The following is a 14,683-nucleotide window of genomic DNA, read 5'->3' on the forward strand; positions in this document are numbered from 1 at the left end:
ATCGCCGCGTTCAGCGTGAATCGCCTTGCGCGGCGATATACTCCGCCAGCAGTGGAACGTCAGCGGGTGCCAGAGCGTATTCCTGCGCCTGTTGCGGCGTGACCCAGACCAGCGCCGAGTGGCAGCGCTGTTGCAGTTCACCGGAGAACTCCGCGACTTGCCAGGCGTGCAGCCGGATGAGGCGTTCGCCTTGCTGCCACTGATTGCTGCCCACATAGTTGCCGATACGGGCGCAAATCCCCAATTCTTCATCCAGCTCGCGCGCCAGCGCCTCTGGCTGGCTTTCGCCGGCTTCAACCTTGCCGCCGGGAAACTCCCACAGACCGGCCTGATCGCTGCCTGCGCCGCGCTGGGCCAGCAAAATGCGGCCATTTTGTTCCAGAATGGCGGCTACCACGTCGATAATTTTCATTGGCTTCACAGAGTAAAACCCCGGCGAGCGCCGGGGTGATGGGGTTACAGCGTAAATTCCGCCCAGACCGGCGCATGGTCGGAAGGTTTCTCCATGCTGCGGGTTTGGTAATCGATGCCGGTGGCGATGCAGCGCGAAGCCAGCGGGGTGCTGGCCAGCAGCAGATCGATACGCAGGCCGCGGTTGTCATCGAACCCTTTGGAGCGGTAGTCGAACCATGAGAACTCGTCGTTGCGCCCCGGGTTGGCGTGGCGGTAGGTATCGACCAGGCCCCAGTTCAGCAGGCGATCCATCCATTCGCGCTCTTCCGGCAGGAAGGAGCATTTACCGGTGCGCAGCCAGCGTTTGCGGTTGTCTTCGCCGATGCCGATATCGTAATCGCTGGGGCTGATATTCATGTCGCCCATGATCAGCACCGGGGATTCCGCCGATAGCTGCTGCTCCAGGTAGTTTTGCAGATCCTGATAAAAGCGTGTTTTAGCCGGGAATTTGATCGGGTGGTCGCGGCTTTCCCCTTGCGGGAAGTAGCCGTTGATCACCGTCAGCGTGCCCTGCGGCGTAGCCAGATCGGCCATGATGATGCGACGCTGCGCGTCTTCTTCATCGGTTGGGAAACCGCGGCGCACGGCCAGGGGCTCCGCTTTGGTCAGCAGCGCCACGCCGTAATGGCCTTTTTGCCCGTGATAGAACACGTGATAGCCGTGCTGGCTGACTTCTTCCAATGGGAACATGTCATCGTGAACTTTGGTTTCCTGCAGACCGATCACGTCGGGCTGGTGCTGTTCGATAATTGCCGCCAGCTGATGCGGACGCGCGCGCAGTCCATTGATATTAAAAGAGACAAACTTCATGAGCGGTGCCGTTTTCACGAGAAAAATGTGCTGTGATAGTAGCAGAGTTTGGCGGGAAATGTAACGCAGACAGCGGCGGGACCGCTGACTGCGCAGCGGGTTTATTTCGCCCAGCGGTCGTAATTTTTAGGTTGATAGTCGTCAAACTGTTGCAGCAGCGTCTGTGCCGATTCGCTGATGTGCAGGGTGCCGAGATAGTCGTGACGCATAAAGCCCTGATCGGCGACGTGCTCGAGGAACTGGCTCAGCGGGCGGTAGAATCCGTTGACGTTCAGCAGGCCGACCGGCTTGTTGTGATAGCCGATTTGCCCCCAGGTCCAGATTTCAAACAGCTCTTCCAGCGTGCCGATGCCGCCGGGCAGGGCGATAAAACTGTCCGCCAGCGCCGCCATACGGGCTTTGCGCGTATGCATGTCTGGCACCACTTCCAATTCAGTCAGGCCACGATGCGCCGTTTCCGCTTCAACCAGGCGCTCGGGGATAATGCCGACCGCTTCACCGCCTGCGGCCAACACCGCGTCCGCCACGATCCCCATCAATCCTTTTTTGCCGCCGCCGTAGATTAAACGGCGCCCCTGTGCGGCCAGCAGTTGCCCCAGTTGACGAGCCTGCTCGGCATAAGCGGGATTGACGCCTTCGCTGGCGCCACAAAAAACGCAAATATTGTTTCGCATCCACCTGTTCCTTACTGCACTAAAGAAGCCAGTGGTATAGCGAATTGTCGGCCGGAGTTCAAGTTACGGCTGGGAGAGAGGAACAAAACGGCTGGATGAAAGCGGTTAATAAGGGGAGATAACTTGATTTATTGATATGAGAACATTAGATGCAACGTGTTTTAAGTAGGGTTTGGGATTTTCTTCAAGGGATGGTGGTGGGGGAAGGATGATTCGTCGCTGTGCGACTCACCCTGCGGGCCGTGCTGAAGCGCGTTGTCTCACTGCGTGAGACTCGAACCTTGGTCGAAGCTTCTCATCCTCCCCCAATGCGGAGCATTATGAGGCGATGTGCTTGTAATTCGGTTGGGGGATTTTCTGCAAGAGATGGTGGTGGGGGAAGGATTCGAACCTTCGAAGTCTGTGACGGCAGATTTACAGTCTGCTCCCTTTGGCCGCTCGGGAACCCCACCATGGTATTCATGGATTTACAAATTGTTGTTCCGGTTTCATCCGGAAGAAACCTGGCCGGTTTCTTTACTGCCTCTTCGCTCCTGGCGGAGAAAAGATGGTGGTGGGGGAAGGATTCGAACCTTCGAAGTCAGTGACGGCAGATTTACAGTCTGCTCCCTTTGGCCGCTCGGGAACCCCACCATATACATGGCTATTTAACTGGCCTTGCTTGCGAGAGCGCTGTCTCGGTAAGCGGGGCGCATCATATCAAATGAAGCGGATGTGTAAAGTATTGAAATGCAGAAAATGAATCGTTTGCCGTTTTTTTATTCTTGGCGGTGCATCCCTGAACGAAATGCACCGATTTATTGAACGATTACAGAATAACGGTGCGGTTGCCGTAGACGAAGACGCGCTGCGCCAGCACCTGATACAGGGCGCGGCTGAGCACATTTTTCTCCACGTCGCGGCCGGCGCGCATCATATCCTCGGCGGAATAGGTGTGATCGACGTGGATCACGTCCTGCATGATGATCGGGCCTTCGTCGAGATTGTCGTTAACGTAGTGGGCGGTGGCGCCGATGATTTTTACCCCGCGCTCGTAGGCCTGGTGATAAGGCCGCGCGCCGATAAACGCCGGCAGGAACGAATGGTGAATGTTGATTACCTGATTCGGATAATGTTGCACGAAGGCCGGAGTCAGCACGCGCATATATTTGGCCAGCACCACGTAATCCGGCTGATATTGATCGATCTTGGCCGTCATTTCGCGGTCGTGCTGTTCGCGCGTCAAGCCTTCGTGGCTCACCAGATGGAAAGGAATATCGAAACGCTCCACCAGCGATTGCAGCGTGTCGTGGTTGCCGATTACGGCGGCGATCTCAACGTCGAGGCCGCCATAGGCGCTTTTCATCAACAGATCGCCCAGGCAGTGCGCCTCTTTGGTGACCAGCACCACGATGCGCCGGCGCCCGGTGCTGTGCAGTTCTCGCAGCGAACCTTCCGGCAGGGCGCTGTCCAGATCGGCCAGCAGCGTGTTGTCGTTGAAAATGCCTTCCAGCTCGGTGCGCATGAAGAAACGCCCGGTGCGGTGATCGACGAACTCATTGTTCTGGACGATATTGAGTTCGTGCTTGTAACAGATGTTGGTGATCTTGGCGATCAGCCCTTTGGCGTCCGGGCAGATGGTGCGTAACACTTTCCGTTGTACATTTTGGTGCGGCATGGGTTTGAGGATCCTGTCTGATACTGAACGGCCTGTCTGCGCAGGCGTAAACGTGAAGCGCCGGCCGGCTAGCGCCCGCAGCACTTCTTGTATTTTTTCCCTGAGCCACAGGGACACATCGCATTTCGGCCGGGCTGGGGTTTGGTGCCGTCGATATAATACCAACGTTGATCGCGACGAAGGAAGCGCGAGCGCTCATGCATCGCCTGCGGTTCGCCGCTTTCGCCATCGGTGAAACGGGCGATGAATTCGACGAAGCCTTCATCCGGCTCATGACCGGCTTTCTCTTCCACGATCGTCAGGCCCAGCCACTCGGTATTCTTAAAGCTGTCGACGATTGCATTGCGCCACGCTTCGGCGCCACAGTCGGGGTGCCAGGTGGCGATCAAATAGTCGACGTTATGATTCACGTAGGCGGTGAAGCGTGAACGCATCAGTTGGCCGGGCGTCGGCGCCGGCTGACTGCCGCTGATAAAAGGGGCGCAGCACGCGTTATACGCCAGTCCGCTGCCGCATGGGCATGATTCGGGCAAAATGACTCCTGATAAAACGAGGCTGAAAATGAATTTAGCGCATATGTTACCTAACAATATTCGTCAGTGACAATCTACCCTGAAAGCAGGGAACACCGTTTACCGAGAGGATGGCGCTATGCGGCAAATCAAGATCGGACTGGCGCTGGGAGCGGGCTCGGCTAAAGGCTGGGCGCACATCGGCGTGATTAATGCGTTAAAGAAGCTGGGGATTGAGGTCGATATCGTTGCCGGCTGCTCTGTCGGCGCGTTGGTGGGCGCCGCGTTCGCCAGCCATCGCCTGCCGGCGATGGAGCAGTGGGTGCGATCGTTCAGCTATTGGGACGTGATTCGCCTGATGGATTTTTCCTGGCAGCGCGGCGGCCTGTTGCGCGGCGAGCGGGTGTTTAACGCCGTCGGACAGCTGCTGAAGATCAATGATATCGCCGATTGTGCGTTGAAGTTCGGTGCCGTGACGACCAATCTCAGCACCGGGCGTGAGCTGTGGCTGACCGAAGGCGATATTCATCAGGCGATACGCGCTTCCTGCAGCATGCCAGGCCTGTTGGCGCCGGTATGGGCCGACGGCTATTGGCTGGTGGATGGCGCGGTGGTCAATCCGGTGCCGGTGTCGCTTTGCCGCGCCATGGGCGCCGATATCGTCATCGCGGTCGATCTGCAGCATGACGCGCACCTGATGCAGCAGGACCTGTTCTCGATACGTATCGAGGAAGAAAGCCCCAACGATGCGCCTGCGGCTACCTGGCGCGGGCGTCTGCGGGAACGCGTCGGCAGAATGCGTAAGCGCAAACCGGCGACGGCGCCGACGGCGATGGAGATTATGAGCACATCGATTCAAATGCTGGAAAATCGCCTCAAGCGCAACCGGATGGCGAGCGATCCGCCGGATGTCTTGATCCAGCCTTTTTGCCCGCAAATCTCAACGCTGGATTTCCACCGCGCCGATGAAGCGATCGAGGCGGGGTTGCTGGCGGTTGAAAAACAACTGGATCGGTTGTTGCCGTTGATAAAAAATAGATAATTCTCGGTTCTTGGTTGGCAATGCGCAGTTGGTCTGTTTCAGACGAGCATAAGTGACCTTTTTGAGCCACTATTACACTATGGAAAGGGACGAGGCTCGGCTGATGGCATTACCACTCACTCACAAGCGCATCTTGATCGTTGAGGACGAACAGGTTTTTCGTTCCGTGCTGGTCGGTTATCTGACCTCGCTGGGCGCTGAAACCGGCGAGGCGACCAACGGTTTACAGGCGCTGAGTGCCGTCGATGACTTCAAGCCGGATCTGATTCTGTGCGATCTCGCGATGCCGGAAATGGGCGGTATCGAATTTGTTGAACATCTGCGTTTGCAGGGGCTGCAGATCCCGGTGCTGGTGATCTCGGCCACCGACAAGATGGCCGACATCGCCAAGGTGCTGCGGTTGGGCGTGCAGGATGTACTGCTCAAGCCGCTGACCGATCTCAATCGCCTGCGTGAAGCGGTGCTGGCGTGTTTATACCCCAATATGTTCACCTCCCAGGCGATTGAAGAGGTTGAACTGTTTCAGGACTGGGATGCGTTGAGCAAAAATCCTTCCGAAGCCGTCAAACTGCTTAAGCAACTGCAGCCGCCGGTACAGCAGACCATTGCGCATTGCCGGATCAACTATCGGCAGTTAACCACCGGCGAAAATCCCGGCTTGGTGCTGGATATCGCCGCCTTGTCAGAAAAGGATCTGGCATTCTATTGTCTGGACGTCACGCGCGCCGGCGATAATGGTGTATTGGCGGCATTGCTGTTGCGCGCATTATTTAATGGGCTGCTGCAGGATCATCTGGCTAATCAACAGCATCGTTTGCCGCAAATGTCGGCATTGTTAAAGCAGGTTAATCAATTATTGCGGCAGGGGAAATTAGACGGTCAATTCCCTCTGTTGTTGGGATATTATCACGCCGAAAATAAAAACCTGATTCTGGTTTCCGCCGGGCTGCATGCCAACGTCAATACCGGTGACAATCAAATCCAGTTGAGCAACGGCGTGCCGCTGGGGACGCTGGGGGCTACCTACATGAATCAGATCAGCCAGCGTTGTACCGCCTGGCAATGTCAGGTATGGGGCAGCGGTGGCCGATTGCGACTGATGCTCAGCGCTGAATAGCAGGCAGCGATCGGCGCGATCTTAAGCTATTTACTTATCTGTAATTAAACCGTTTATTTATTCTCCGGATTATCCGAACGGGTAATAGTCCTAAATGTTTTCTATTTGTGTTCTGGTTAATGCTCGGCGCGCATAAGCTGGTATACTCCGAAGGTTTTTTTATATCGAGCCCAAGCTCATAAAATGAGCGCTTTAGCTTTAAGAGAGGAAATAATGCCTGCTGTAAATCGCAAAGTCAGAAAAGCCGTGATCCCGGTTGCAGGCTTGGGTACGCGGATGTTGCCGGCCACCAAAGCCATTCCGAAAGAAATGCTGCCGCTGGTTGATAAACCTCTGATCCAATACGTCGTCAATGAGTGCATTGCGGCGGGGATTAACGAGATTGTGCTGGTCACCCACTCCTCCAAGAACTCGATCGAAAACCATTTTGATACCAGTTTCGAACTCGAAGCGATGCTGGAAAAACGCGTCAAGCGCCAATTGCTGGACGAAGTGCAGTCGATCTGCCCGAAAGGCGTTACCGTGATGCAGGTTCGTCAGGGTAATGCCAAAGGCCTGGGGCACGCGATTATGTGTGCCTACCCGATGGTGGGTGATGAACCGGTCGCGGTGGTGCTTCCGGATGTGATCCTCGACGAATACAGCGCCGATCCGAAAAAAGACAATCTGCACGAAATGCTGCAGCGCTTCGAAGCCACCGGCGTCAGCCAGATCATGGTTGAACCCGTGCCGCATAAGGATGTCGGAAACTACGGCGTAGCCGACTGTAAGGGCGTTGATTTGCAACCGGGCGAAAGCGCGCCGATGGTCAGCGTGGTTGAGAAACCGTCGCCGGATAAAGCCCCTTCCAACCTGGCGATTGTCGGTCGTTACGTGTTGTCTGCCGATATTTGGCCGCTGTTGGCGAAAACGCCTCCAGGCGCCGGCGATGAAATTCAGCTGACTGACAGCATCGAAATGCTGATGCAGCAGGAAACGGTGGAAGCGTATCACCTGAAAGGCGTGAGCCATGACTGCGGTAACAAACTGGGTTACATGCAGGCCTTCGTGGAGTACGGCATGCGTCATGCCAGCCTGGGCAAAGAGTTTTCTCAGTGGCTGCAGCAGGTTGTTGCCGCTGACAAGAAGTGATTTGATCTTTCGTCTTAATTTGAAAAACTAGGATTTTCACATGAAAGTAACAGTTTTTGGTATTGGTTATGTGGGGCTGGTACAGGCCGCCGTGCTGGCTGAAGTTGGCCATGACGTTATGTGCATCGATGTTGACGAGCGAAAAGTCGAGAACCTGAAAAAAGGGAATATCCCGATTTTTGAACCGGGCCTGACGCCGCTGGTGCAGCAAAACTATGAGGCCGGGCGCCTGCATTTCACCACCGATGCCAAAGCGGGCGTGGCGCACGGGAATATCCAGTTTATCGCCGTCGGTACGCCGCCGGATGAGGACGGTTCCGCCGATCTGAAATATGTCACCGCGGTGGCGCGCACCATCGCCGAGCACATGACCGATCGCAAAGTGGTGATCGACAAATCTACCGTGCCGGTCGGCACGGCGGACAAAGTGCGTCAGGTGATGGCGGAAACGCTGGCAAAACGCGGCAGCAACGTGCCGTTCGACGTGGTGTCCAACCCTGAATTCCTGAAGGAAGGCGCTGCGGTGGCTGACTGCATGCGCCCTGAGCGCATCGTGATCGGTACCGATAATAAAGAGGTGATCGAGCCTATTCGCGAGCTGTACGAGCCGTTTAACCGCAATCACGATCGTATGATCATGATGGATATCCGCAGCGCGGAGCTGACCAAATATGCCGCCAACTGCATGCTGGCGACCAAAATCAGCTTTATGAACGAAATGTCCAACCTGGCGGAAATGTTGGGCGCGGATATCGAGAAAGTGCGTCAGGGCATCGGTTCCGACTCACGCATCGGCTATCACTTCATCTACCCGGGTTGCGGCTACGGCGGCTCTTGCTTCCCGAAAGATGTCCAGGCGCTGATCCGCACGGCGGAGCAGATCGGTTACCAACCGAAGCTGTTGCAGGCGGTAGAGCAGGTCAACTACCAACAAAAAGACAAGCTGAACAGCTTTATCAAAGACTATTTCGGCAGCGATTTGAAGGGCAAAACCTTCGCACTGTGGGGCCTGGCGTTCAAGCCGAATACCGATGACATGCGTGAAGCGTCCAGCCGTGTGCTGATGGAGCAACTGTGGGCTGCCGGCGCCACCGTCCAGGCCTACGATCCGGAAGCGATGAACGAAGTTCAGCGCATCTATGGCCAGCGCGACGACTTGAAGCTGATGGGTACCAAAGAGGCTGCGTTGCATGGCGCCGATGCTCTGGTGATCTGCACCGAATGGCAGAATTTCCGCGCACCGGACTTCGATGTGATCAAGAGTGCGTTGAAACAGCCGGTGATCTTCGATGGACGTAACCTGTACGATCCTGAGCGTTTGGCGAATCGCGGCTTTACCTACTATGCGATTGGCCGCGGTGCCTCGATTAAACCGGTTATTTAAGGAGTGGGCATGAAATTCCTGGTTACAGGCGCCGCAGGGTTTATTGGTTATCACGTTGCAGAGCGTTTGTTGACCGCCGGGCATCAGGTTATCGGCATCGATAACCTGAATGACTATTATGACGTGGGCCTGAAAATGGCCCGTCTGGACAGGCTGGCGGATAAGCCGGGATTCCGCTTCATCAAGCTGGATTTGGCCGATCGTGAGGGCATGGCGGCATTGTTCGCCGAGCATCAGTTCCAACGAGTCATTCATTTGGGTGCCCAAGCCGGCGTGCGTTATTCGCTGGTCAACCCGTTGGCTTATGCGGACGCTAACCTGATCGGTCATTTGAACGTTCTGGAAGGCTGCCGTCATAATAAGGTCGAGCATTTACTTTACGCTTCCTCCAGCTCTGTTTATGGCCTCAATCGCAAGTTGCCGTTTGCTACCGAAGATTCTGTCGACCACCCTGTGTCACTGTATGCGGCAACCAAAAAAGCCAATGAGCTGATGTCACACAGTTACGCTCATTTATACGGTCTCCCGACGACGGGGCTACGCTTCTTTACCGTATATGGTCCCTGGGGGCGTCCGGATATGGCGCTGTTCAAGTTTACCAAGGCCATATTGGCGGGGGAGAGCATCGATGTATATAACCACGGTGAAATGCACCGTGACTTTACTTACATTGATGATATCACCGAGGCGATTGTGCGGCTGCAGGCGGTTATTCCGCAGGCAGATCCGTCATGGACCGTTGAACAGGGATCGCCGGCGACCAGTTCCGCGCCGTATCATGTTTATAATATCGGCAATAACACCCCCGTTAAACTGATGGAATATATCACGGCGTTGGAGCAGGCTTTGGGGGTAACTGCCCGCAAGAATATGCTGCCTATGCAACCTGGCGACGTGATGGATACCAGCGCGGATACCGCAGAGCTTTATCGTGACATTGGTTTTAAGCCGGAAACCAGCGTTGAAGAGGGTGTGAAGCGCTTTGTTGATTGGTATAAGGCATTCTACCAGGTTCAATAATTGAACGAGGGTATATGCGACAAAGGGGCCTTAGGGCCCTTTTTTTTCGCTGGAACCCCATGCAAGGAACAAAATGCGAATTAGGATATTTACTAAAAGGAAAGGGATGAGGCAGGATCACGTCGATAAGCTTTAAAATGAAAAGGCCCCCCGCAGGGAGCCTTTCAGATACGGGCCGAATCGCTATTACAGCAGGAAATCATCCAGAGATTTACCTTGCTCTTCGATAGCTTTCTTAATCACCGCAGGAGTACGGCCTTGGCCGGTCCAGGTTTTCAATTCGCCGTTTTCGTCTTTATATTGGTATTTAGCAGGACGTGCTGCGCGTTTTGCTTTACCGGCAGCCTTGTTGGCAGCCATGGTTTGCAGCAGTTCATTCGGATCGATACCGTCAGCAATCAGCATTTCGCGGTATTGCTGCAGTTTACGGGTGCGTTCTTCGATTTCTGCTTGAGCCTGGCTGTCTTCTTCGCGACGTTCGTTCACAACAACTTCCAGTTTCTCGAGCATTTCTTCCAGCGTTTCCAGTGTGCATTCTCTTGCCTGGGCGCGCAGAGTGCGGATGTTGTTCAAAATCTTTAATGCTTCGCTCATTGTCCTAGTCTCAAATTATATTGGTGGGGGGCGTCTCGATAATAATAGAGCGCTATTTTCTTTTCTGCAATAGCCAAATTGACTTGAATACTCAAATTTACCTTTTAAAAAACCGTTAATCGGATCTGTCCGACTAATATAGGAAGGGCTGTTAACTATTACCCTTGTCGCACTTAAGTCAAAATTTCAACAGGCATGCTTTAAAAGGCGCGTGTCGCAAGGCTTTCATCGATAAGTTATCGCCGTAATTTATATCAATATTACAATGGGTTCTGTGGGCTTAATCACGTCATGGCTAGGCAGACATTGTAAACAATAGGGGTATATAGGTAAAGATTGCGTCAGGAAACGTCGGGGACAGCGAAGGTGATTAAATGCCCTGTATTGGCCCCGAGTATAATAGACTGGCGCGCCGTTGCGGTTGCGGCACCCGCCGCGGTGAAACCGTGATTATGCATTAATGGGCAAATGATCGCGGTTAACCATTAGCAAGAATTAATAGTGATGACAGGCATACATTATCCTGTAAATAGCTGTAAAAAGAACGGGCCGACAGAACGATATGTTTCGCTTGAAAGCGCATTATTACGGCGAACGCAATATTCGTTCGCTTTGGGCTGAGCCTGGGGGGCGGCTTATGGTACACTTACCGTCCTAATCGACATTTGAATATTTCTTATACCATCGGAGTTGCGGGGCCATGGCTCAACTTTATTTTTATTACTCTGCGATGAATGCCGGCAAGTCCACCGCGCTGCTACAGTCTTCATATAACTATCAAGAACGTGGTATGCGCACGCTGGTGTTCACTGCGGAGATCGATCACCGCTTTGGCGTAGGTAAGGTCAGCTCGCGCATCGGTTTATCCTCGCAAGCCCAGCTCTATAACAACGACTCGATGCTGTACGCCATGATTCAGCAAGAGCATCAACAGCAGCCGGTGCATTGTGTGCTGCTGGATGAAAGCCAGTTCCTGACCAAGGCGCAGGTTGAGCAATTGTGCGATGTGGTGGACCAACTGGACATTCCCGTATTGTGCTACGGCCTGCGTACCGATTTTCTCGGTGAGCTGTTTACCGGCAGCCAATATTTGCTGGCCTGGGCCGATAAGCTGGTGGAATTGAAAACCATCTGTCACTGTGGGCGCAAAGCCAATATGGTGTTGCGTTTGGATGAAAACGGCCAGGCGATGCACGCCGGTGAGCAGGTGGTGATTGGCGGTAACGAGAGCTATGTCTCCGTCTGCCGCAAGCATTATAAAGAGGCGATTCACTCCCTGGAATAGGGGAGAAAACGCCGCCAAAGCCCGCTGAGGCGTTTTGGCGGCGTGAGTCGAAATGCAGCGCCTCTGGCGCAATAAAAAACCCGCCGTTTGGCGGGTTTTTTTATCGGTTTACGAAACCGTTATTTCTTGGGCTTCTTTACCGCGGCTTTGGCTGCAGCCGGAGCTGCCGCTTCCTCGTCGACCGCTTCGCTGAATTCGCGGCCGTAGAAGGTATCCAGCATGATTTGCTTCAGTTCGGCAATCAGCGGATAGCGCGGGTTGGCGCCGGTGCATTGGTCGTCGAACGCGTCTTCCGACAGCTTGTCAACTTTCGCCAGGAAGTCCGCCTCCTGCACACCCGCCTCGCGGATGGAAGTCGGGATGCCCAACTCGGTTTTCAACTCGTCCAGCCAGGCCAGCAGTTTCTCAATCTTCTGCGCGGTGCGGTCGCCCGGCGCGCTCAGGCCGAGATGGTCGGCGATTTCAGCGTAGCGGCGGCGCGCCTGAGGGCGATCGTACTGGCTGAAGGCCGTCTGCTTGGTCGGGTTGTCGTTCGCATTGTAGCGAATGACGTTGGAAATCAGCATCGCGTTGGCCAGGCCGTGCGGAATGTGGAACTCCGAACCCAGCTTGTGCGCCATGGAGTGGCAAACCCCGAGGAAGGCGTTGGCGAAAGCGATACCGGCGATGGTGGCGGCGTTGTGCACGCGTTCACGGGCAACCGGGTTTTTCGCGCCTTCTTTATAGCTGGCCGGCAGATACTCTTTCAACAGTTTCAACGCCTGCAGCGCCTGGCCGTCGGAGTATTCGTTCGCCAGCACCGAGACGTAGGCTTCCAGCGCGTGGGTGACCGCATCCAGACCGCCGAAGGCGCACAGGGATTTCGGCATGTTCATCACCAGGTTGGCGTCGACAATCGCCATGTCCGGAGTCAGCGCATAGTCGGCCAGCGGGTATTTCTGCCCGGTAGTGTCGTCGGTGACGACGGCGAACGGCGTGACTTCCGAACCGGTGCCTGAGGTGGTGGTGATGGCGACCATTTTCGCTTTCACGCCCATTTTCGGGAACTTGTAGATACGCTTGCGGATGTCCATGAAGCGCAGCGCCAGATCCTCGAAGTGGGTTTCAGGATGTTCGTACAGCACCCACATGATTTTCGCGGCGTCCATCGGCGAACCGCCGCCCAGCGCGATGATGACGTCCGGTTTGAAGGAATTCATCTGCTCGGCGCCTTTGCGCACGATGCTCAGCGTCGGATCGGCTTCCACTTCAAAGAACACTTCGGTTTCGATGCCGTGAGACTTCAGAACCTTGGTGATCTGGTCGGCATAGCCGTTGTTGAACAGGAAACGGTCGGTCACGATGAAGGCGCGTTTCGCCCCGTCGGTCGCCACTTCTTCCAGCGCGATAGGCAGCGAGCCACGGCGGAAGTAGATCGATTTCGGAAGTTTATGCCACAACATGTTTTCTGCTCGCTTCGCTACAGTTTTCTTGTTGATCAGGTGTTTAGGTCCGACGTTTTCAGAGATGGAGTTACCACCCCAGGAACCGCAACCCAGCGTCAGCGAAGGCGCGAGTTTGAAGTTGTACAGGTCGCCGATACCGCCCTGAGAAGCCGGGGTGTTGATCAGAATGCGAGCCGTTTTCATTTTATCGCCGAAGTAGGCGATGCGAGCCGTTTGGTTATCCTGGTCGGTGTACAGGCAGGACGTGTGGCCGATACCGCCCATGGCGACCAGTTTTTCGGCTTTGGCGACGGCGTCTTCGAAGTCTTTGGCGCGGTACATCGCCAGGGTAGGCGACAGTTTTTCATGCGCGAAAGGTTCGGACTCGTCGACCAGCTTCACTTCACCGATCAGCACTTTGGTGTTGGCCGGCACTTTGATGCCTGCCATTTCGGCGATTTTCGGTGCGGATTGCCCGACGATGGCCGCGTTCAGGCCGCCGTTTTTCAGGATGATGTCCTGCACCGCTTTCAGTTCTTTGCCCTGCAGCAGATAGCCGCCGTGGGAAGCGAAACGTTCGCGTACCGCATCATAGATAGCGTCAACGACGATGACCGACTGTTCGGAAGCGCAGATAACGCCGCTGTCGAAGGTTTTGGACATCAGGATAGAGGCGACCACGCGTTTGATATCTGCGGTTTCGTCTACCACGACCGGCGTATTGCCGGCGCCGACGCCGATAGCCGGTTTGCCGGAGCTGTAGGCGGCTTTCACCATGCCCGGGCCACCGGTGGCGAGGATCAGGTTGATGTCAGGGTGGTGCATCAGCTGGTTGGACAGCTCGACGGTAGGCTGGTCGATCCAACCGATGATGTCTTTTGGCGCGCCGGCGGCGATAGCGGCTTGCAGCACGATATCGGCGGCTTTGTTGGTGGCATTCTTCGCACGCGGGTGCGGCGAGAAGATGATGCCGTTACGGGTTTTCAGGCTGATCAGCGCTTTGAAGATCGCGGTAGAAGTTGGGTTGGTGGTAGGAACGATACCGCAAATCAGGCCGATAGGTTCGGCGATAGTGATGGTACCGAAAGTGTCATCTTCAGACAGGATGCCACAGGTTTTTTCATCTTTATAGGCGTTGTAGATGTACTCGGAAGCGAAGTGGTTTTTGATCACTTTGTCTTCGACGATACCCATTCCGGATTCTTCCACGGCCATTTTGGCCAACGGGATACGGGCATCAGCAGCGGCGAGGGCGGCAGCGCGGAAGATTTTATCCACTTGCTCTTGAGTGAAGTTGGCATATTCGCGCTGGGCTTTTTTGACACGTGCGACAAGCTCGTTCAGTTCAGCGACATTCGTTACAGCCATAATGCTCTCCTGATAATGTTAAACTCTTTCAGTAAATAAGCCGTGCGAGCCACTAGTATAGTCATAACGGGAATAAACGGTGATTCGAATACCGGGGCTTTCCCGCGTTATTTCTTCGCATGCTGCTGATTTGCTTAAAGAGCTTTACCCTACGCCAACCGGAGGGGCAGGCAGTGAAGAGAACGGAACCGGCTGGATTGCCACCGACTTTG

The 14,683-nt window shown here is 54.9% G+C and carries 13 protein-coding genes, 2 tRNA genes and 1 other RNA gene; 6 read left to right on the plus strand and 10 right to left on the minus strand.

Annotated elements, in window-relative coordinates; genetic code table 11:
* Positions 1 to 10: 10 nt before the first annotated feature.
* The 8 genes from ACJ8KE_RS04600 to ACJ8KE_RS04635 form a co-directional block, all read right to left on the minus strand.
* Positions 11 to 412 (minus strand): pyrimidine (deoxy)nucleoside triphosphate diphosphatase, encoded by a 402-nt coding sequence (locus tag ACJ8KE_RS04600; RefSeq protein WP_016927483.1) that lies wholly within the window; start codon positions 410 to 412, stop codon positions 11 to 13.
* Positions 413 to 456: 44 nt separating this feature from the next.
* Positions 457 to 1,263 (minus strand): exodeoxyribonuclease III, encoded by an 807-nt coding sequence (xthA, locus tag ACJ8KE_RS04605; RefSeq protein WP_016927484.1) that lies wholly within the window; start codon positions 1,261 to 1,263, stop codon positions 457 to 459.
* A gap of 101 nt (positions 1,264 to 1,364) precedes the next feature.
* The gene (locus ACJ8KE_RS04610) at positions 1,365 to 1,937 is read right to left on the minus strand and encodes a TIGR00730 family Rossman fold protein (protein WP_004932190.1); all 573 of its coding nucleotides are present in this window, start codon (positions 1,935 to 1,937) and stop codon (positions 1,365 to 1,367) included.
* Between the two features lie 192 nt (positions 1,938 to 2,129).
* A non-coding RNA gene (locus ACJ8KE_RS04615) (RtT sRNA) lies at positions 2,130 to 2,257 on the minus strand.
* Between the two features lie 47 nt (positions 2,258 to 2,304).
* Positions 2,305 to 2,389 (minus strand) — tRNA-Tyr (locus ACJ8KE_RS04620).
* Positions 2,390 to 2,485: 96 nt separating this feature from the next.
* Positions 2,486 to 2,570 (minus strand) — tRNA-Tyr (locus tag ACJ8KE_RS04625).
* A 175-nt stretch (positions 2,571 to 2,745) separates the two neighbouring features.
* The gene (gene purU / locus ACJ8KE_RS04630) at positions 2,746 to 3,594 is read right to left on the minus strand and encodes a formyltetrahydrofolate deformylase (protein WP_016927485.1); all 849 of its coding nucleotides are present in this window, start codon (positions 3,592 to 3,594) and stop codon (positions 2,746 to 2,748) included.
* Between the two features lie 68 nt (positions 3,595 to 3,662).
* Positions 3,663 to 4,127: a YchJ family protein gene (locus tag ACJ8KE_RS04635; RefSeq protein WP_016927486.1), complete on the minus strand. Its 465-nt coding sequence runs from the start codon at positions 4,125 to 4,127 to the stop codon at positions 3,663 to 3,665.
* A gap of 118 nt (positions 4,128 to 4,245) precedes the next feature.
* On the opposite strand from ACJ8KE_RS04635, the gene rssA reads away from it, so the two are divergent.
* The 5 genes from rssA to ACJ8KE_RS04660 all read left to right on the plus strand — a co-directional run bounded on the left by rssA (position 4,246) and on the right by ACJ8KE_RS04660 (position 9,800).
* The gene (rssA, locus tag ACJ8KE_RS04640; protein ID WP_016927487.1) at positions 4,246 to 5,148 is read left to right on the plus strand and encodes a patatin-like phospholipase RssA; all 903 of its coding nucleotides are present in this window, start codon (positions 4,246 to 4,248) and stop codon (positions 5,146 to 5,148) included.
* Positions 5,149 to 5,251: 103 nt separating this feature from the next.
* On the plus strand, positions 5,252 to 6,265 hold the full coding sequence (gene rssB / locus ACJ8KE_RS04645; RefSeq protein ID WP_004932178.1) for a two-component system response regulator RssB: 1,014 nt from the start codon (positions 5,252 to 5,254) through the stop codon (positions 6,263 to 6,265).
* Positions 6,266 to 6,478: 213 nt separating this feature from the next.
* Positions 6,479 to 7,396, plus strand: a complete 918-nt coding sequence (galU, locus tag ACJ8KE_RS04650) for a UTP--glucose-1-phosphate uridylyltransferase GalU (protein ID WP_015378094.1) — start codon at positions 6,479 to 6,481, stop codon at positions 7,394 to 7,396.
* 40 nt (positions 7,397 to 7,436) lie between these two features.
* Positions 7,437 to 8,780, plus strand: coding sequence for a UDP-glucose dehydrogenase family protein (locus tag ACJ8KE_RS04655; RefSeq protein ID WP_028127468.1), 1,344 nt, complete (start codon positions 7,437 to 7,439; stop codon positions 8,778 to 8,780).
* A 9-nt stretch (positions 8,781 to 8,789) separates the two neighbouring features.
* On the plus strand, positions 8,790 to 9,800 hold the full coding sequence (locus ACJ8KE_RS04660) for an NAD-dependent epimerase (protein ID WP_016927491.1): 1,011 nt from the start codon (positions 8,790 to 8,792) through the stop codon (positions 9,798 to 9,800).
* A 186-nt stretch (positions 9,801 to 9,986) separates the two neighbouring features.
* On the opposite strand, the gene hns is transcribed toward ACJ8KE_RS04660, so the two are convergent.
* The gene (hns, locus tag ACJ8KE_RS04665) at positions 9,987 to 10,394 is read right to left on the minus strand and encodes a histone-like nucleoid-structuring protein H-NS (protein WP_004932170.1); all 408 of its coding nucleotides are present in this window, start codon (positions 10,392 to 10,394) and stop codon (positions 9,987 to 9,989) included.
* A gap of 700 nt (positions 10,395 to 11,094) precedes the next feature.
* Here hns and ACJ8KE_RS04670 point away from each other — a divergent pair.
* Positions 11,095 to 11,679 (plus strand): thymidine kinase, encoded by a 585-nt coding sequence (locus ACJ8KE_RS04670; RefSeq protein WP_015378091.1) that lies wholly within the window; start codon positions 11,095 to 11,097, stop codon positions 11,677 to 11,679.
* 119 nt (positions 11,680 to 11,798) lie between these two features.
* Here ACJ8KE_RS04670 and adhE read toward each other — a convergent pair whose 3' ends face one another.
* Positions 11,799 to 14,471 carry a bifunctional acetaldehyde-CoA/alcohol dehydrogenase gene (gene adhE, locus ACJ8KE_RS04675; RefSeq protein WP_097101897.1) on the minus strand — a complete coding sequence of 891 codons (2,673 nt, stop codon included), beginning with the start codon at positions 14,469 to 14,471 and terminating at the stop codon, positions 11,799 to 11,801.
* Positions 14,472 to 14,683 lie beyond the last annotated feature (212 nt).

The organism is Serratia sp. CY56464, from assembly GCF_052168435.1.
GTDB lineage: Bacteria > Pseudomonadota > Gammaproteobacteria > Enterobacterales > Enterobacteriaceae > Serratia > Serratia marcescens.